Source organism: Kosakonia sp. PSU_27 (assembly GCF_039409795.1).
GTDB lineage: Bacteria > Pseudomonadota > Gammaproteobacteria > Enterobacterales > Enterobacteriaceae > Kosakonia.
On record NZ_JBCIVK010000006.1, the window covers coordinates 439,238 to 457,139 of the forward strand.

The window sequence follows — 17,902 nt, forward strand, 5'->3', positions numbered from 1 at the left end:
GTTGTTACCTGTGGAATTAAAATGCCCGGTAAAACCGGGCAGATAAGTAAGATTAGGCGCTACGGCGCAGCATACCTTGTTTTTTCAGCCACACCAGCAGAATGGAGATCGCCGCCGGGGTAATGCCGGAAATGCGTGATGCCTGGCCAATGGACGACGGCTTATGATCGTTAAGCTTGGCGATCACTTCGTTGGAAAGCCCGTTAACCTGGCGGTAATCCAGCGTTGCGGGTAACAGCGTATTCTCATTGCGCTGCTGTTTTTCGATCTCATCCTGCTGACGCGCAATATAACCCTCGTATTTCACCTGGATTTCCACCTGCTCGGCAGCTTGTTGATCGTCCAGGCCCGGAGCGAACGGCGCCAACTGAACCAGTTGCTCGTAGGTCATCTCAGGACGACGCAGCAGATCTTCGCCGCTGGCTTCGCGCGATAACGGTGCAGTCAGATGTTCGTTGACCGCAGGCGCATGTTCAGAGGCTGGCGATACCCACTGAGATTTCAGGCGCTGACGTTCACGCTCGATAGTCTCCAGTTTTTCGTTGAAACGCGCCCAGCGCTCGTCATCCACCAGACCCAGCTCACGACCCGCTTCCGTCAGGCGCAGATCGGCATTGTCTTCACGCAGCATCAGGCGGTACTCCGCGCGGGAGGTAAACATACGGTACGGCTCTTTTGTCCCCAGGGTGCAGAGATCGTCCACCAGTACACCGAGATAAGCCTGATCGCGACGCGGCGCCCAGCCCTCTTTTTCGGCAGAGAAGCGCGCGGCATTAAGCCCCGCCAGCAGCCCCTGGGCCGCAGCTTCTTCGTACCCGGTGGTGCCGTTAATCTGGCCGGCAAAGAACAGACCCTGAATAAATTTACTTTCAAGCGTAGGTTTCAGATCGCGCGGATCGAAGAAGTCGTACTCAATGGCGTAGCCAGGGCGAACAATCTTCGCGTTTTCCATCCCCTGCATGGAACGCACAATTTGCATCTGCACATCAAACGGCAGGCTGGTGGAGATACCGTTCGGGTAAATTTCGTTGGAGGTTAGTCCTTCCGGCTCAAGGAAGATCTGGTGCTGATTGCGATCGGCAAAGCGCATGACTTTATCTTCGATCGACGGGCAGTAACGCGGGCCGATCCCTTCGATAACACCGGCATACATCGGGCTGCGATCGAGGTTATTGCGGATCACATCGTGGGTTTTTTCATTGGTATGCGTGACATAGCACGGCACCTGACGCGGATGCTGCGCGACGTTGCCCATAAACGAGAACACCGGCATCGGGTTATCGCCATGCTGCTGGGCCAGAACGCTGAAATCGATAGTGCGCGCGTCAATACGCGGCGGTGTACCGGTTTTCAAGCGGCTGACGCGCAGCGGCAGTTCGCGCAGACGGCGCGACAGCGGAATCGATGGCGGATCGCCCGCACGACCACCGCTGTAGTTATCAAGACCAATATGGATTTTACCGTCGAGGAAGGTCCCTACGGTCAGCACCACCGCTTTCGCACGGAATTTGAGCCCCATCTGGGTCACGGCACCCACAACGCGATCGTTTTCGACGATCAGATCTTCAACCGCCTGCTGGAAGATCATCAGGTTCGGTTGGTTTTCAAGCGCTGTGCGCACTGCCTGACGGTAAAGCACGCGGTCTGCCTGCGCTCGTGTCGCACGGACTGCCGGGCCTTTGCTGGCGTTTAGTATCCTAAACTGAATACCCGCCTGATCGATCGCTTTCGCCATCAGCCCGCCGAGCGCATCCACTTCTTTTACCAGGTGTCCTTTCCCAATACCGCCGATCGCCGGGTTGCAGCTCATCTGCCCCAGCGTGTCGATATTGTGTGTCAACAGCAGGGTCTGCTGACCCATACGCGCTGCGGCCATCGCGGCCTCAGTGCCTGCATGACCCCCGCCAATGATAATGACGTCAAAAGGATCCGGATAAAACATGGTGGTATGCCTCGCCTGAGCGGTTAGAAATTGGATTGAAGCCTGGGCCGTGGATTCTACTCAACTTTAGTCCAGTGAGAAAGGATCGGATCCCGGCTATTAAAAAGAAGATCTTTTATATGTAGAGATCTGTTCTATTGTGATCTCTTATTAGGATCGACAGGTGCTGTGGATAACCCTGATCATCACTTTAAGATCAAGTCATTAGTCAGGATCATTAGCTGTGAATGATCGGTGATCCTGAACCGTATAAGCTGGGATCAGAATGGCTAGTTATACACAAGTCAAAAACTGAACTGCAGTTGCTAATGGGATAACTACCGGTTGATCAGTGCTTTTAAGCATAGTTATCCACATCTGATCGCACGATCTTTAATCGTTATTGAGTAAATTTTTCCAGGATCCCAGCCATTCTTCCGCTGGATCTTCCGGAATATCGTGATCAAGGATGTTGATCTTCAGCGTTTCGCCGATCTGTTTTGCTCCGCACGCTGTTAATGAAGCTTCCAGTTTTTCGATCGCCTGACAGAACGTGTCATATTCGCGGCTACCGATACCGATAGCGCCAAAGCGTACCTGGGAGAGATCCGGTTTTTGCGCGTTCAAATCGTCTAAAAGCGGCTGCAGGTTTTCGGGCAGATCGCCCGCACCATGGGTCGAACTCACCACCAGCCAGGTGCCCTGCAAAGCAAGATCCTCTAAAAGCGGGCCGTGCAGCGTCTCGGTACTGAAACCCGCGTCTTCCAGCTTTTCCGCCAGATGTTCCGCCACATATTCCGCGCCGCCAAGGGTGCTGCCGCTAATAAGAGTGATGTCTGCCATGAAGCCCGCTCCGTTTTACCCGCCATTCGGCGATAAATAGGGGGGCATTGTACGCTGTGAATGGGCTGGGATCTACCTGTGGACAATACGGGTATTATTTGAGGATGAAAACGCCCGGTTAAGGGCGGATCGTGCGCATGATCGGGTTTTGCAGGGAGATCAGCGTCTCCGTGGATTGAATTTCATCAATTGTTTGGATCTTGTTGATAAGTACCTGCTGCAGGGCGTCAATGGATCGACACATTACCTTAATAAAGATGCTGTAGTGCCCGGTGGTGTAATAAGCCTCGGTCACCTCTTCCAGACTTTCCAGCTTCGCCAGCGCGGAGGGGTAATCTTTGGCGCTTTTCAAAATAATGCCGATAAAACAGCAGACGTCATATCCCAGTTGTTTCGGGCTTACATCAATGCGCGCACCGGTAATGATCCCTGCCTGCTTCATTTTCTCTACGCGTACGTGAATAGTGCCGGGGCTGACGCCGAACTGTTTGGCAAGCTCGGCATAGGCGGTACGCGCATTTGCCATTAAGGCATCCAGGATGCCGCGGTCCAGATTATCGATCTGATAATTTTCCATAGAATTTTCTTATGAAGAATAATGATTCTTTCTATTTTAGCTTGCTGTATTAACGAATCAAAAGCGTTACCGGCTTTTTAATTGTGCATTATTGAGTTATTGCGATGTTTTATTGCTTAATGCATAGCAACAGGACACAGGAGTAACATAATGAAAACCGCTTACATCGCCAGACAACGTCAGATTGCTTTCGTGAAATCTTTTTTCTCTCGCCAGCTTGAGGAGAAACTGGGGCTGATTGAAGTTCAGGCGCCGATCCTTAGCCGCGTGGGTGATGGCACGCAAGATAACCTGTCGGGGTGCGAAAAAGCGGTACAGGTCAATGTGAAAACGTTACCGGACGCCCGTTTCGAAGTGGTGCATTCACTGGCTAAATGGAAACGTCAGACGCTGGGCCAGCACGACTTCAGCGCCGGTGAAGGGCTATACACGCATATGAAAGCCCTGCGCCCGGATGAAGATCGCCTTTCTTCTATTCACTCCATCTATGTGGATCAGTGGGATTGGGAACGCGTACTCGGTGATGATCAACGCAAGCTGGCCACGTTAAAAAGCACTGTAGAGGCGATCTGGTCAGGGATCAAAGAGACTGAAGCTGCCGTCAGCGAGCGATTTGGTCTGGCACCGTTCCTGCCAGAGCAGATCCACTTTGTACACAGCGAAGCGCTGCTCAGCCGCTTTCCGCATCTCGACGCCAAAGGTCGCGAGAGAGCGATCGCGAAAGAGCTGGGCGCGGTGTTCCTGATGGGCATTGGCGGCAAACTTAGCGACGGCAAGCGTCATGATGTGCGTGCGCCGGATTATGATGACTGGAGCACGGCGGCGGAAGCGGGTTTCAGCGGTTTGAATGGCGATATTCTGGTGTGGAACCCGGTGCTGGAAGACGCGCTGGAACTGTCGTCGATGGGCATTCGCGTCGATGCCGACACCTTAAAACGCCAGTTAAAGCTGACCGGCGATGAAGATCGCTTACAACTGGAGTGGCACCAGGCGCTGTTGCGCGGTGAGATGCCACAAACCATCGGTGGCGGCATCGGTCAATCGCGCCTTACCATGCTGCTGCTGCAATTACCGCACATCGGGCAAGTGCAGTGCGGCGTGTGGCCTGCGCACGTCCGCGAGCAGGTTTCCGGCCTGCTTTAACGCCGCCAGCGCCGTAACAGGCGGCTGCGCATCCCGGTGTCGAAGCGCCAGATATGGTCGAAGATACGCATGATGCCGGGCTTGCCGTGGGACGACATCGCCACCGCGTGAAAGCGATGTTGATGAATATGCTGGAGTTCCTTTACCTTACTGACGACATCGTCCGGCAGGCGCTGGGCGATGAAATCCGAAATCACCACTGCATCCGCGTCATACCACTCTCCGCCCTGCATCCGTTCGATGATCGCGCGAAAACAACTCGCCAGATCGGTACCACCGCGAAAGCGCTGGCTGAGAAAACGGATCGCCTGCTCCAGCCCCTGCGCACTGGTAAGTTCATAGCGCACCACTTCGCTGGAAAACAGCATAATAAAACAGCGCCGTTTGTCCGCCAGCGCCACGCGCATTAACGCCAGGCAGAACGCTTTGGCGCACTGTTCGTTGAAACCGCCCATGGAGCCGGAGGTATCGACACAGACAATGAAGGGGCCGCGCGGTTGCTGGTCAAAATCCTGGTGAACGACCGGGCGTTCCGTCACTTTTTCCCGCCAGGCATCGCCATGCAGGCGATAAGTCAGCAACTGTTTTTCCACCAGCCGCCGGTAAAACTCATACTCCAGTTCGGTGATACCCAGCGTTGCCAGCTCCGGCGGCAATAAGCGCAGGATATCGTCGCTCTGGTGCAGTCCGTCAACCTGCTCCGGTACGATTGCCGGTTCGCGCACCATGGTGCGGAAGGTTTCCATCGGCGCATCTTTACGCGGCACCGACCTGGCTTCCCGTGAGCGGCCAAGCTGTTCCGCCAGTTGCTGTAGTTCCGGTTGCTCTTTGAGAAAATCACCGTACTTCACGATCAATTGATAATCACCGCGTTTGAGCTGCCCGGCGCTCATATCCCATAGCCTGCCTGCGGCATTTTCATTTTCGATCAGGACCGGTTCTAGCTGGCCGCTGAGCGTCATGCGTTCCTGCACTTCACTGAGCAGCTGCTCACGCTCCTCTTCCAGTAACTGCTGGTTGAAAGCGGTAGTTTGCACCACCAGGTTCAGCCGCCAGCGTTGCAAAAACAGGGTATGCAGCGCGGGCGTGAAGACCGGGTTATCGGCGACCATTTGTCGCGCCTGGGTGGCAAAAGGGGAGTGCAGCTTATCCAGCAATGCCAGAATTTGTGGCAACTGAATGGTAAATTGCGAAGTCGAAAGCAACTGATTTTGCTGGTAGCTAAGCACCTCTTGCGCCAGCTCCGGCGGTACTTCCGCCTCTTTCAGATGCTTTTTCAGTGCCTCGCGCCAGCGCGGCACATCTTCTGTTATCGCATGTTTGAGTTTGGGAAATTTTTCGAAAAACAGCGCCAGTTGCGGTGAAGCCAGCAGGAGGACAATTAGTTCTTCAACTAACGCCTCCTCACTGATGGTGAGTATTACATTCAGAGTTTCCAGCGTTAGCATTGCCGCGCCTGTTGGATCTGTGCTCTGACATCCTGCAGGCTGGCTTCAATGCGACCTAACCAGTCGGCGGCAATAAACAGGCATTTTTGCTGTTCGCTAAAGCGGGTGTGCTGCTGGTGCCAGGTATTGTCCAGTGCTTCCAGTTGTTGCTTGATCTCTTCCGGCACATTTTCAGTGGTACTGCCACCGGGCAGGGCAAGACGCGATCCTTGCAGGCTGACGTCGCGGATCAACAGATGCAGGCTGGTATCCACTTCCAGATTCAGCACTTGCGCAAAACCAATGCCGTTGAGTTTGCCGCGGATCTCACCGCCTTTCGCCAGCCACTGCTCCAGCGCACCGCGTTCAATAGTGACGTGGATAACCTGCAAATCATGCAGTTTTAACGGCTGTTGCAGAAGGAGGGTCAACACCGGTTCGGTTAAACCGGCGGGTAACTCATAATGCGGCTTACGGCTGAACATCCCGCCCTGACGGCTCACTTTGAGTGCTGTTTTGTCGCTTTGTTGTTGCTGAAGTTGCAGGTGGCGCTGCGAAATTGTGGTGAGCTGCGCAATCATCGATTGCTGCTGCCAGGCGTGCCCGGTCATCAATACTTCCAGTTGCTGTTCCAGCAGACGCATGCCTTCCGCATCGTGCCACAGGCAATCTTTCAGCAGGATTAAATCAATCGGCGCGACTGCATCGCGACCGCTGAAAAAGGCGCTGGCCTGTAACAGGCGGATAGCCTTTTTCCAGCGACGATCGGAAACATACGGCGCGCTCGGCAACGCATCCAGCTGCTGGCGCAACGTATAAATAAGCTCAAAGACATTATCCGGCAGTTTGACCTTGCCAATCTCCTGTTGCCAGCTGGCGTACTCTTCATCGGTGATTTGCAACTCAGCTGGCACCGGATTGTCGTTCTCATCCTGCTGGCTAATCAGCATCGAGCGGAAATTGCCCTTCTCCTGTACTTTGTCGAGCCACAGGCGAATCAACATGCGGTCATACAGCGCTTCAAGGCTGCTGTCCGCTTCGGGCAGTTCGTTTGAGGCGGCCACCAGCAGGCGCATGGGGATTTTCTCTTCGCTGGCACCATTGCGAAAACGCCGTTCGTTAATTGCGGTCAGCAGGGTGTTGAGAATGGCCGGACCGGCTTTCCAGATCTCATCCAGAAAGACAATTTCAGCTTCCGGTAAATAGCCGCTGGTTAAACGCTCATAGCGGCCTTCATCTTTCAGCGCCTGAATGGAAAGCGGGCCAAACACCTCTTCCGGTGTGGAGAAACGGGTCATCAAATATTCGAAAGCGCGGGCATGTTTGAAGGCAAACTTCAGACGGCGAGCAATCAGGCTTTTGGCTATGCCCGGCGGGCCAAGAAGAAACACACTCTCACCGCTTAGTGCCGCCAGCAAACACAGGCGAATGGCGTGGCTGCGCTCGAAGAGTCCTTTTTCCAGTGCGCTGCTTAAGCGGGAAATTCTTTCTGCTAATAAATGTGAGTGAGCCATAATAGATTTGCGTCCTTTCGCCGTGTTATCCGGCTTGCAAAAGCGAGTATAGACGTTCCTGAAAGGGCTTGTAATAGACTGAAGAACGGCTTTATTTTCTTTGCGCCAGATTAATGTGGCCGCATTTAGGGGTACGATTTCGCAAATAATCGTGCATACTGTGCGCTTTTTGTGGGCCAAGGGACTAAGCACACATTGTGGCATTCAATTAAAAGATTAGTCTATGAGCACTGATAATAAGCAATCATTGCCCGCGGTTACGCTTGCGGCGATTGGGGTTGTCTACGGTGATATCGGTACCAGCCCGCTTTATACACTTCGTGAATGTTTGTCCGGTCAGTTCGGCTTTGGTGTTGAACGGGATGCTGTGTTCGGCTTTCTGTCGCTCATCTTCTGGCTGCTAATTTTCGTTGTCTCCATTAAGTACCTGACCTTTGTCATGCGGGCAGATAACGCCGGTGAAGGCGGGATCTTAACCCTGATGTCGCTGGCCGGGCGCAATACATCCGCAAGGATGACCTCGGTGCTGGTGATCATGGGACTGATTGGCGGCAGCTTCTTCTATGGCGAAGTGGTCATCACGCCCGCCATCTCGGTGATGTCGGCGATAGAGGGGCTGGAAATTATCGCGCCTTCGCTCGACGCCTGGATTGTTCCGCTGTCGATTGTGGTGTTAACCCTGCTGTTCGCGATCCAGAAACACGGTACTGGTCTTGTGGGTAAGCTGTTTGCGCCCATTATGCTGGCGTGGTTTTTGATTCTCGCGGTGCTCGGTGCACGCAGCATTATTGATAATCCTGAGGTGTTGCAGGCGCTGAACCCCGTTTGGGCGGTGAACTTCTTCCTGCAATATAAAGCTATCTCCTTTGTGGCGCTGGGCGCGGTGGTGTTGTCGATCACCGGGGTGGAAGCGCTGTATGCGGATATGGGCCACTTCGGTAAGCTGCCGATCCGCGTGGCGTGGTTTATCGTTGTGCTGCCGTCGCTGGTGCTGAACTACTTTGGCCAGGGCGCGCTGCTACTGAAAACGCCGGAAGCGATTAAAAACCCCTTCTTCCTGCTTGCGCCGGAATGGGCGCTGATCCCAATGCTGATTATCGCCACGCTGGCGACGGTGATTGCCTCGCAGGCGGTGATTTCCGGCGTGTTCTCGCTGACGCGCCAGGCCGTGCGTCTGGGGTATCTGGCACCGATGCGCATCATCCATACCTCGGAGATGGAATCCGGGCAGATCTATATCCCGTTCATTAACTGGCTGCTCTACTTTGCAGTGGTGCTGGTTATTGTCAGCTTTGAGCACTCCAGTAACCTGGCGGCGGCGTACGGTATCGCCGTAACCGGTACGATGGTGCTGACCTCCATTCTCTCCACCACGGTGGCGCGCAAAAACTGGCACTGGAACAAAGTGCTGGTGGGGCTGCTTCTGCTTTTATTCCTCTCTATCGATGTGCCGCTGTTCTCGGCGAACCTCGATAAAATCGTCTCCGGCGGTTGGTTGCCATTAACCCTGGGGCTGGTGATGTTCATGGTCATGACGACCTGGAAGAGCGAGCGTTTCCGCCTGCTGCGCCGTATGCATGAACACGGTAACTCTCTGGAGGCGATGATTGCCTCGCTGGAGAAATCACCGCCGGTGCGCGTACCGGGCACAGCGGTGTATATGTCGCGGGCATTGAACGTTATTCCGTTCGCGATGATGCATAACCTGAAGCACAACAAGGTGCTGCATGAGCGTGTGATCCTGCTGACCCTGCGTACTGAAGATGCGCCGTATGTGCACAATGTACGCCGGGTGCAGATTGAGCAATTGTCGCCGACTTTCTGGCGTGTGGTGGCGAGCTACGGCTGGCGCGAAACGCCAAATGTGGAAGAGGTGTTCCACCGTTGCGGGCTGGAAGGGCTGAACTGTCGCATGATGGAAACCTCGTTCTTTATGTCGCATGAGTCGTTGATTCTGGGCAAACGTCCCTGGTATTTGCGTCTGCGCGGTAAGCTCTATCTGGTGCTGCAGCGCAACGCGCTACGCGCGCCAGACCAGTTTGAGATCCCGCCAAATAGGGTGATAGAACTGGGAACGCAGGTCGAAATTTAATGCTAATAAAACCCCTCTCCATGAGGGGTTTTTGCTATTAATTACTGTCTATTTCACTTAAAACAGGAAAGCTGTTTTTTTCATCATTTCGACAAGCGAAACGTTTCGATATCGATCACACTTCTGTAACGGCAAGATGGTTTTCTGCACATTCTTCGTACTACACTGCATCCAGCGAAACGTTTCGCTGATGGAGCATAAAAAATGAAAAAAGGTCGTGTGCTTAACGCTGATATCTCGTCAGTCATCTCTCGTCTTGGTCATACCGATTCGCTGGTGGTGTGTGATGCCGGGTTGCCGGTGCCGCGTAACACGCAACGTATTGATTTGGCATTAACGCAGGGCGTGCCTTCCTTTATGCAAGTACTGGAAGTGGTGACGGCGGAAATGCAGGTTGAGTCCGCGATTATCGCCTCGGAGATTAAGCAGCATAATCCGCAGCTCCATGAAACGTTGCTCAAGCATATTGAGCAGCTGCAGCAACACCAGGGAAATAACATAGAAGTGCGGTACGTTACGCACGAGCAATTTAAAAAACACACCGCGGACAGTCATGCGGTGATTCGCAGCGGGGAGTGTTCCCCGTTTGCGAATATCATTCTCTGTGCTGGCGTGACCTTCTGAGGCCATCATGGACGCGTTACTACAACTCAAAGGCATCGACAAAGCCTTTCCCGGCGTAAAAGCCCTCTCCGGCGCGGCGCTGAATGTTTACCCAGGCCGTGTAATGGCGCTGGTGGGTGAAAACGGCGCCGGCAAATCAACGATGATGAAAGTGCTGACGGGTATCTACACCCGTGACGCTGGTTCGCTGCTGTGGTTAGGCAAAGAAACCACCTTCACCGGGCCGAAATCCTCCCAGGAAGCCGGTATTGGCATCATCCACCAGGAACTGAACCTGATCCCGCAACTCACCATTGCCGAGAACATCTTTCTCGGCCGCGAGTTTGTGAATCGCTTTGGCAAAATCGACTGGAAAAAGATGTTTGCCGAAGCTGACAAACTGCTGGCGAAGCTGAATTTGCGTTTTAAAAGCGAGCGGCTGGTCGGCGAACTGTCGATTGGCGATCAGCAGATGGTCGAAATCGCCAAAGTGATGAGCTACGAATCGCAGGTCATCATTATGGATGAGCCAACCGATGCCCTGACCGATACCGAAACCGAATCGCTGTTTCGCGTCATTCGCGAGCTGAAATCGCAGGGGCGCGGCATCGTCTATATTTCTCACCGCATGAAAGAGATCTTCGAGATTTGCGATGACGTGACCGTCTTTCGTGACGGGCAATTTATTGCCGAACGCGAAGTAGCCACGCTGACCGAAGATACGCTGATTGAAATGATGGTAGGCCGCAAACTGGAAGATCAATATCCGCGGCTGGATAAAGCGCCGGGCGAAATTCGCCTTACCGTTGATAAGCTCTGTGGGCCGGGCGTGGAAAACGTCAGTTTTACACTGCGTAAAGGCGAAATTCTTGGCGTGGCCGGATTGATGGGCGCGGGGCGCACCGAGCTGATGAAAGTGCTGTATGGCGCGCTGCCGCGCACCAGCGGTTATGTCACGCTCGACGGCCATGAAGTGATCACCCGCTCACCGCAGGACGGGCTGGCAAACGGTATTGTTTATATTTCGGAAGACCGCAAGCGCGATGGCTTAGTGCTCGGCATGTCCGTGAAAGAGAATATGTCGCTGACTGCGCTGCGTTATTTCAGTCATGCGGGCGGTACGCTGAAACACAAAGATGAGCAGCAGGCGGTAAATGATTTTATTCGTATGTTTAATGTGAAAACGCCTTCTATGGAGCAGGCCATTGGTTTGCTCTCCGGCGGGAATCAGCAAAAAGTGGCGATTGCTCGCGGTCTGATGACCCGACCGAAAGTGCTGATCCTCGACGAGCCGACGCGTGGTGTCGACGTTGGGGCGAAAAAAGAGATTTATCAGTTAATTAACCAGTTTAAGGCCGATGGCCTGAGCATCATTCTTGTCTCCTCCGAAATGCCGGAAGTGCTGGGCATGAGCGATCGCATAATGGTGATGCATGAAGGGCATCTCGGCGGTGAATTCACGCGCGAGCAGGCCACTCAGGAAGTGTTGATGGCTGCCGCTGTGGGCAAGCTTAATCGTGTGAATCAGGAGTAAAAAAGATGACTACCCAGGCTGTTTCTGGTCGCCGTTATTTCACCAAAGCATGGTTGATGGAACAAAAATCGTTGATTGCCCTGCTGGTGCTGATTGCGATTGTCTCGACCATGAGCCCCAACTTTTTTACCGTCAATAACCTGTTAAACATTCTGCAACAGACCTCGGTCAACGCCATTATGGCGGTCGGTATGACGCTGGTTATTTTAACCTCGGGGATCGATCTGTCCGTCGGTTCCCTGTTAGCGCTCACCGGCGCGGTCGCCGCCTCGCTGGTGGGAATGGAAGTTAACGCGCTGGTGGCGGTTGTCGGCGCGCTGGCGCTCGGTGCGGCTGTTGGCGCACTGACCGGTACGATTGTCGCGAAAGGCCGCGTGCAGGCGTTTATCGCCACGCTGGTGATGATGTTGCTGCTGCGTGGTGTGACGCTGGTTTATACCAACGGTAGCCCGGTGAATACCGGTTTTACTGATAACGCGGATGTGTTTGGCTGGTTCGGTATTGGTCGCCCGTTCGGTATTCCGACACCGGTATGGTTGATGGCTATCGTCTTTATCGCGGCATGGTATCTGTTGCATCACACCCGTTTGGGCCGCTATATCTATGCATTAGGCGGTAACGAGGCGGCGACGCGCTTGTCCGGTATCAGCGTTGATAAAGTCAAAGTTATCGTTTACTCCCTGTGCGGCCTTCTGGCCTCGCTGGCGGGCATTATTGAAGTGGCGCGTCTTTCCTCGGCGCAACCTACTGCGGGAGCAGGTTATGAGCTGGATGCTATCGCTGCGGTTGTTTTGGGTGGGACCAGTCTCGCAGGTGGCAAAGGACGTATTGTCGGTACACTAATCGGCGCATTGATCCTTGGCTTCCTCAATAATGGATTGAATTTGCTGAGCGTTTCCTCCTATTACCAGATGATCGTTAAAGCAGTGGTGATTCTGCTTGCGGTGCTGGTAGACAACAAAAAGCAGTAATTACCTACACAACAGGACTCATGAAAATGAACATGAAAAAACTGGCCACTCTGGTTTCTGCTGTTGCACTGAGCGCCACCGTAAGCGCAAACGCGATGGCGAAAGACTCTATTGCTCTGGTGATTTCCACGCTAAACAACCCGTTCTTCGTTTCCCTGAAGGATGGCGCGCAGAAAGAAGCGGACAAACTGGGTTATGACCTGGTGGTACTGGACTCGCAAAACAACCCGGCGAAAGAGCTGGCGAACGTGCAGGACCTGACCGTGCGCGGCACCAAATTGCTGCTGATCAACCCGACCGATTCCGACGCTGTAGGTAACGCTGTGAAAATGGCAAACCAGGCGAAAATCCCGGTAATCACCCTTGACCGTGTGGCTTCCAGCGGCGAAGTGGTAAGCCATATCGCTTCTGATAACGTACTGGGCGGCAAAATCGCCGGTGATTACATTGCTAAGAAAGCGGGCGAAGGCGCGAAAGTGATCGAACTGGCGGGTATTGCCGGGACGTCCGCTGCACGTGAACGTGGTGAAGGCTTCCAGCAGGCAGTTGCTGCGCACAAATTCAACGTGCTGGCCAGCCAGCCGGCTGACTTCGACCGCACTAAAGGCCTGAACGTGATGCAGAACCTGCTGACCGCGCATCCGGACGTGCAGGCTGTTTTCGCACAGAACGATGAAATGGCGCTGGGTGCGCTGCGCGCACTGCAAACTGCCGGTAAAACTGATGTGATGGTGGTCGGCTTTGACGGTACGCCAGACGGCGTGAAAGCGGTTAACGACGGTAAACTGGCGGCGACTATCGCTCAGTTGCCGGAGCAGATCGGCGCGAAAGGCGTGGATACCGCAGACAAAGTGCTGAAAGGTGAAAAAGTCTACGCCAAAAACCCGGTTGATCTGAAGCTGGTGGTTAAGCAGTAATTCGTCATTCTGGTGGAGGGCGCAATCCCGCCGCTGGAGGGACAATACAAAAAAGAAAAGCATGGCACGCGCCACCGAGAGGTGGCGCATTTTACGGACAAGCTCATCATGAAAACCGCAGGCAAACTCGTTGTCCTTGGCAGTATCAATGCCGATCACATTCTTAACCTTGAATCTTTCCCTACTCCGGGCGAAACCGTGACAGGCAACCAGTATCAGGTGGCTTTTGGCGGTAAAGGGGCAAACCAGGCGGTAGCTGCCGGGCGTAGCGGTGCGGATATTGCGTTTATCGCCTGTACCGGCGATGACGATACCGGTGCGCGCGTGCGTAAACAGCTTGAGAGCGACAATATTGATGTTGCGCCGGTGAGCGTTGTCGCGGGCGAATCCACAGGTGTTGCGCTGATTTTCGTCAACGGTGAAGGTGAGAATGTTATCGGTATTCATGCGGGAGCGAATGCGGCGCTCTCAATTGATCGCGTCAACGCGCAGCATGACCTGATTGCGCAGGCTTCTGCGCTGTTAATGCAACTGGAATCACCGGTTGAAAGCGTACTGGCTGCGGCGCGTATTGCGCATCAGAACAATACCACCGTGGCGCTGAACCCGGCACCGGCGCGCGAGCTTTCCGATGAACTGCTGGCGCTGGTGGATATCATCACGCCAAATGAGACCGAAGCGGAAAAACTTACCGGAATTAAGGTGTCCAGCGACGAAGACGCCGCGCGGGCTGCACAGGCGCTGCACGCCAAAGGTATTAAAACGGTGATCATTACTCTCGGTAGCCGTGGTGTCTGGGCCAGCGTTAATGGCGAAGGCAAACGCGTACCGGGCTTTAAAGTGAAAGCCATCGATACCATTGCGGCGGGTGATACGTTTAACGGCGCGTTGCTGACCGCGCTACTGGAAGATAAACCTCTGGATGAGGCGATTCGTTTTGCTCATGCGGCGGCGGCGATTGCCGTCACGCGTAAGGGTGCGCAACCGTCTGTGCCGTGGCGCAACGAGATTGACGATTTTCTCTCTTCGCAGAGGTGACGCTTGGCAACCATGAAGGATGTTGCCCGCCTGGCGGGCGTTTCCACTTCAACCGTTTCCCACGTAATTAACAAAGATCGCTTTGTCAGTGAGGCTATCCGCGAAAAAGTGGAAACGGCGATCAAGACGCTGAACTACGCGCCTTCTGCTATCGCGCGTAGCCTGAAGATCAACCAGACGCGTACGATTGGCATGCTGATCACCGCCAGTACCAACCCCTTTTACTCGGAGCTGGTACGCGGCGTGGAGCGTAGCTGCTTCGAGCGGGGTTACAGTCTGGTGCTGTGCAACACCGAGGGTGACGAGCAGCGGATGAACCGCAACCTGGAAACATTGATGCAAAAACGCGTCGATGGGTTGTTGTTGCTGTGTACCGAAACGCACCAGCCTTCGCAAGAGATTATGCAGCGCTACCCTTCAATTCCCACAGTAATGATGGACTGGGCGCCCTTCGACGGCGACAGCGATTTGATTCAGGATAACTCGTTGCTCGGCGGCGATATGGCGACCCAGTATTTGATCAACAAAGGCCATACGCGTATTGCCTGCATTACCGGTCCGCTGGATAAAACTCCTGCACGTCTGCGGCTGGAAGGGTATCGCGAAGCGATGGCCCGCGCCGGGTTGGTGATCCGTGAAGGGGATGAGATCGAGAGCGATTTTGAGTTTGGCGGCGGTTTCGACGCGATGCAGGCATTGCTGGCAATGCACGAACGCCCGCAGGCGGTATTTATTGGTAATGATGCGATGGCCGTTGGCGCCTATCAGGCGCTGTACCAGGCGGGGCTGAAAATCCCGCAGGATATGGCGATCGTCGGTTATGACGACATTGAACTGGCGCGCTACATGACACCGCCGCTCACCACTATTCATCAGCCGAAAGATGAACTGGGTGAGCTGGCGATTGATGTGCTTATTCACCGCATTGCGGAGCCTGGCCTGCAACAGCAGCGTTTGCAGCTCACGCCAATATTGATGGAGCGCGGCTCAGCCTGACTTTTTGTGCCGTTCTTTAATCAGGTTGCGACCATCTTTTGCTTTCAACAACATAAACACTAACGCGGAAATCAGCGTGATCGCGCCCATAGTGATAAAGGTGTAGTGGAATTGCTCCACTGTGTTTGTGCTGTCAAACCCTTCATAGAAACGCAGCACCGCTGCGCTAACCGCCACGCCGAGGCTAATCGACAGTTGCTGTGTTACCGCCAGCACACTATTACCGCTGCTGGCGTTCTCGTCAGTTAAGTCTGCAAGCGTAATAGTGTTCATTGAGGTGAACTGCGTGGACATTGCCATCCCCAGGATGAACAGCGGCAATACCAGCATCCATATTGCCATTGCTGGTGTTTGTAAGGCGAACTGGGCAATCATCAAACCAATAAACAGCGTGATTCCCACCAGTGTTTTACGGTAACCAAGCCAGCGCAATATCTGGGTTACCATCGATTTTGCGAGGATAGAACCCAGCGCGGTGGGGGCCATCATGCAACCGGCGATCAATGCCGGATACCCGAACCCCACCTGTAACATCAGCGGCATCAGGAAAGGAACGCAGCCGGTACCCAACCGCGAAGCTATGTTCCCGGCGATCCCGACGGAGAAGGTGCGGGTGTTAAACAGGTTGAGTGAGATCAGCGGCGTTGGATGGCGGCGCGCGTGGCGAACGTAGGCCAGTAGCAGCAAAATGCCGCTCAGAATGATAGTAAAAGCGATCCAACTGGCGACCAGCTTCTCACCAAACAACTCCATTCCGCTTGAGAACAGCACCAGGCTCAAACCGAACAGGAAAAAACCGCCCATATCGAAACTGCGTCGTGGCGTGGTGAAGTTCGGCATGTATTTGCGGGCATAAAACAGACCGGCGAGGCCAATCGGAATATTAATTAAGAAGATCCAATGCCAGCTTGCCCAGGTAACTAACACGCCGCCCATTACCGGTCCCAGAATCGGCCCGACCAGCCCTGGCATGGTGACGAAGTTCAGTACCGGCAGCAATTCGCTACGCGGATAAGCCCGAAGCAAAGCCAGGCGTGCAACCGGCATCATCATCGCGCCGCCGATCCCCTGAATCACGCGGAACACGACCAGCATCGGTAATGAATTAGAAAGTGCGCAGGCCAGCGAGCCAAGGGTAAACAGGCTAACTGCCAGCATAAAGACGCGCCGTGTGCCGAAGCGATCGGCCAGCCAGCCGCTCATGGGGATAAGCATGGCGACGGTCAGTGTGTAGCTGATAATCGCCGATTGCATTGCTAAAGGGGAACGCCCAAGGCTTTGTGCTATTGCGGGGAGTGCGGTGTTAAGGATCGTGGCATCGAGTGCCTGCATAAAAAAAGCCATTGCCGCAATCCACGGCAGGCCGGCCATACTGCGCGCTTTCTTCTCTGTCATACCTGGTCCTGTTAATTCGGCGTATTCAATAATAGCTGGCACGCCCGGAACGCGCTGTCGCCATCGCTTTCCTGGATGGCGTCCACAATCGCCTGGTGAAGGTCGAGCTTGACCACTTCATTTTGTGTAATAGAGGTAAAGTAGGTGTGATAGATAGAATGAAACAGTGTGGAGAATGAAATAAGAAACGGATTATCGCTCATCGCATAGATATGTTCATGCCATGCCATATCGACTTCTACCCAGCGTTCGCGGTTGAAGTTCTTTTTCAACAACACCATCTCTTCCATTAATGTATTGAGATACGCTTTTTGTTCCGCGCTACCCAGCGTGGCGGCGAGCAGACACGCCTGAGGCTCAAGACTGCTGCGCATAATGAGAAAGTGTTGAACAACGTCCTGGAAGTTATCCTCATGCATCCACCAGGAGAGCAGTTCCTTATCAAGGAAGTTCCAGTTTCCGCGCGGCATGACGCGAGTACCAATACGCGGGCGGGGAAGCACCATCCCTTTTGCGGTTAATGTCTTTACCGCTTCTCTGACCGCGGTGCGGCTTACGCCAAACTTCTCACCCAGCTCCATCTCACCTGGCAGAATACTTCCTGGAGCATATTCTCCCTTCAGGATTTGTTGCGCCAGTTTCTCAGCCAGAACCCAGGAGATGTTTTTCTGCGCGGCAAGTTGTTGTGCGTTTAGCGGCATTTTTACTTCCTTATTTCTTTATTTCACTGGCTAGTATGCCATTCGATACCTTTCAGTGGTGGTAAAAACAGCGAAATCGGCAATTTATGCCGCTTTTTACCACGCTTTGTTGAAAAAAGAGACGGTTGAAAAGTTTTTTGAAATTAGGGGTTGTCAGCGGGAATTAACTCCCTATAATGCGCCTCCACTGACACGGCACACCGGCAAACACACCGGCCTGTCAGGTGAAG

Annotated in this window: 15 protein-coding genes; 8 read left to right on the forward strand and 7 right to left on the reverse strand. The window is 53.9% G+C overall.

What is annotated here, in order from left to right:
- Window positions 1–52 precede the first annotated feature (52 nt).
- The 3 genes from mnmG to asnC all read right to left on the reverse strand — a co-directional run bounded on the left by mnmG (window position 53) and on the right by asnC (window position 3,341).
- The gene (gene mnmG, locus AAIG26_RS17800) at window positions 53–1,942 is read right to left on the reverse strand and encodes a tRNA uridine-5-carboxymethylaminomethyl(34) synthesis enzyme MnmG (protein ID WP_045514646.1); all 1,890 of its coding nucleotides are present in this window, start codon (window positions 1,940–1,942) and stop codon (window positions 53–55) included.
- A gap of 372 nt (window positions 1,943–2,314) precedes the next feature.
- On the reverse strand, window positions 2,315–2,764 hold the full coding sequence (gene mioC / locus AAIG26_RS17805; RefSeq protein WP_045514644.1) for an FMN-binding protein MioC: 450 nt from the start codon (window positions 2,762–2,764) through the stop codon (window positions 2,315–2,317).
- A gap of 118 nt (window positions 2,765–2,882) precedes the next feature.
- Window positions 2,883–3,341 (reverse strand): transcriptional regulator AsnC, encoded by a 459-nt coding sequence (asnC, locus tag AAIG26_RS17810; RefSeq protein ID WP_007369362.1) that lies wholly within the window; start codon window positions 3,339–3,341, stop codon window positions 2,883–2,885.
- Between the two features lie 150 nt (window positions 3,342–3,491).
- Here asnC and asnA point away from each other — a divergent pair, with 150 nt between their 5' ends.
- Complete coding sequence (gene asnA, locus AAIG26_RS17815; protein WP_343181134.1) at window positions 3,492–4,484, forward strand: aspartate--ammonia ligase; 993 nt, start codon at window positions 3,492–3,494, stop codon at window positions 4,482–4,484.
- Here asnA and viaA read toward each other — a convergent pair.
- Both viaA and ravA read right to left on the reverse strand, forming a co-directional pair.
- The gene (viaA, locus tag AAIG26_RS17820) at window positions 4,481–5,932 is read right to left on the reverse strand and encodes an ATPase RavA stimulator ViaA (RefSeq protein WP_343181135.1); all 1,452 of its coding nucleotides are present in this window, start codon (window positions 5,930–5,932) and stop codon (window positions 4,481–4,483) included. The two genes, asnA and viaA, sit on opposite strands and share 4 nt — an antisense overlap.
- The gene (ravA, locus tag AAIG26_RS17825) at window positions 5,926–7,425 is read right to left on the reverse strand and encodes an ATPase RavA (RefSeq protein WP_045514638.1); all 1,500 of its coding nucleotides are present in this window, start codon (window positions 7,423–7,425) and stop codon (window positions 5,926–5,928) included. Before ravA ends, viaA begins: the two co-directional genes overlap by 7 nt.
- 223 nt (window positions 7,426–7,648) lie before the next feature.
- Between ravA and kup the strand changes: the two genes are divergently transcribed.
- From kup to rbsR, 7 genes are all read left to right on the forward strand, one after another.
- Window positions 7,649–9,517 carry a low affinity potassium transporter Kup gene (gene kup / locus AAIG26_RS17830; RefSeq protein WP_020455870.1) on the forward strand — a complete coding sequence of 623 codons (1,869 nt, stop codon included), beginning with the start codon at window positions 7,649–7,651 and terminating at the stop codon, window positions 9,515–9,517.
- 204 nt (window positions 9,518–9,721) lie between these two features.
- Window positions 9,722–10,141 carry a D-ribose pyranase gene (gene rbsD / locus AAIG26_RS17835; protein ID WP_160271446.1) on the forward strand — a complete coding sequence of 140 codons (420 nt, stop codon included), beginning with the start codon at window positions 9,722–9,724 and terminating at the stop codon, window positions 10,139–10,141.
- Between the two features lie 7 nt (window positions 10,142–10,148).
- Complete coding sequence (gene rbsA, locus AAIG26_RS17840) at window positions 10,149–11,654, forward strand: ribose ABC transporter ATP-binding protein RbsA (protein ID WP_343181136.1); 1,506 nt, start codon at window positions 10,149–10,151, stop codon at window positions 11,652–11,654.
- Between the two features lie 5 nt (window positions 11,655–11,659).
- Window positions 11,660–12,625 (forward strand): ribose ABC transporter permease, encoded by a 966-nt coding sequence (rbsC, locus tag AAIG26_RS17845; protein WP_020455873.1) that lies wholly within the window; start codon window positions 11,660–11,662, stop codon window positions 12,623–12,625.
- Window positions 12,626–12,651: 26 nt separating this feature from the next.
- Complete coding sequence (rbsB, locus tag AAIG26_RS17850) at window positions 12,652–13,542, forward strand: ribose ABC transporter substrate-binding protein RbsB (protein ID WP_025263782.1); 891 nt, start codon at window positions 12,652–12,654, stop codon at window positions 13,540–13,542.
- A gap of 108 nt (window positions 13,543–13,650) precedes the next feature.
- Window positions 13,651–14,580 (forward strand): ribokinase, encoded by a 930-nt coding sequence (gene rbsK / locus AAIG26_RS17855; protein ID WP_343181137.1) that lies wholly within the window; start codon window positions 13,651–13,653, stop codon window positions 14,578–14,580.
- Window positions 14,581–14,583: 3 nt separating this feature from the next.
- Entirely contained in the window at window positions 14,584–15,576 is a 993-nt protein-coding gene (gene rbsR, locus AAIG26_RS17860; RefSeq protein WP_097407231.1) for a ribose operon transcriptional repressor RbsR, read from the forward strand.
- Here rbsR and mdtD read toward each other — a convergent pair.
- Window positions 15,568–16,971 (reverse strand): multidrug transporter subunit MdtD, encoded by a 1,404-nt coding sequence (gene mdtD, locus AAIG26_RS17865; RefSeq protein ID WP_020455876.1) that lies wholly within the window; start codon window positions 16,969–16,971, stop codon window positions 15,568–15,570. The two genes, rbsR and mdtD, sit on opposite strands and share 9 nt — an antisense overlap.
- Before the next feature lie 11 nt (window positions 16,972–16,982).
- Window positions 16,983–17,672, reverse strand: coding sequence for a FadR/GntR family transcriptional regulator (locus tag AAIG26_RS17870; RefSeq protein WP_020455877.1), 690 nt, complete (start codon window positions 17,670–17,672; stop codon window positions 16,983–16,985).
- Between the last annotated feature and the right edge of the window lie 230 nt (window positions 17,673–17,902).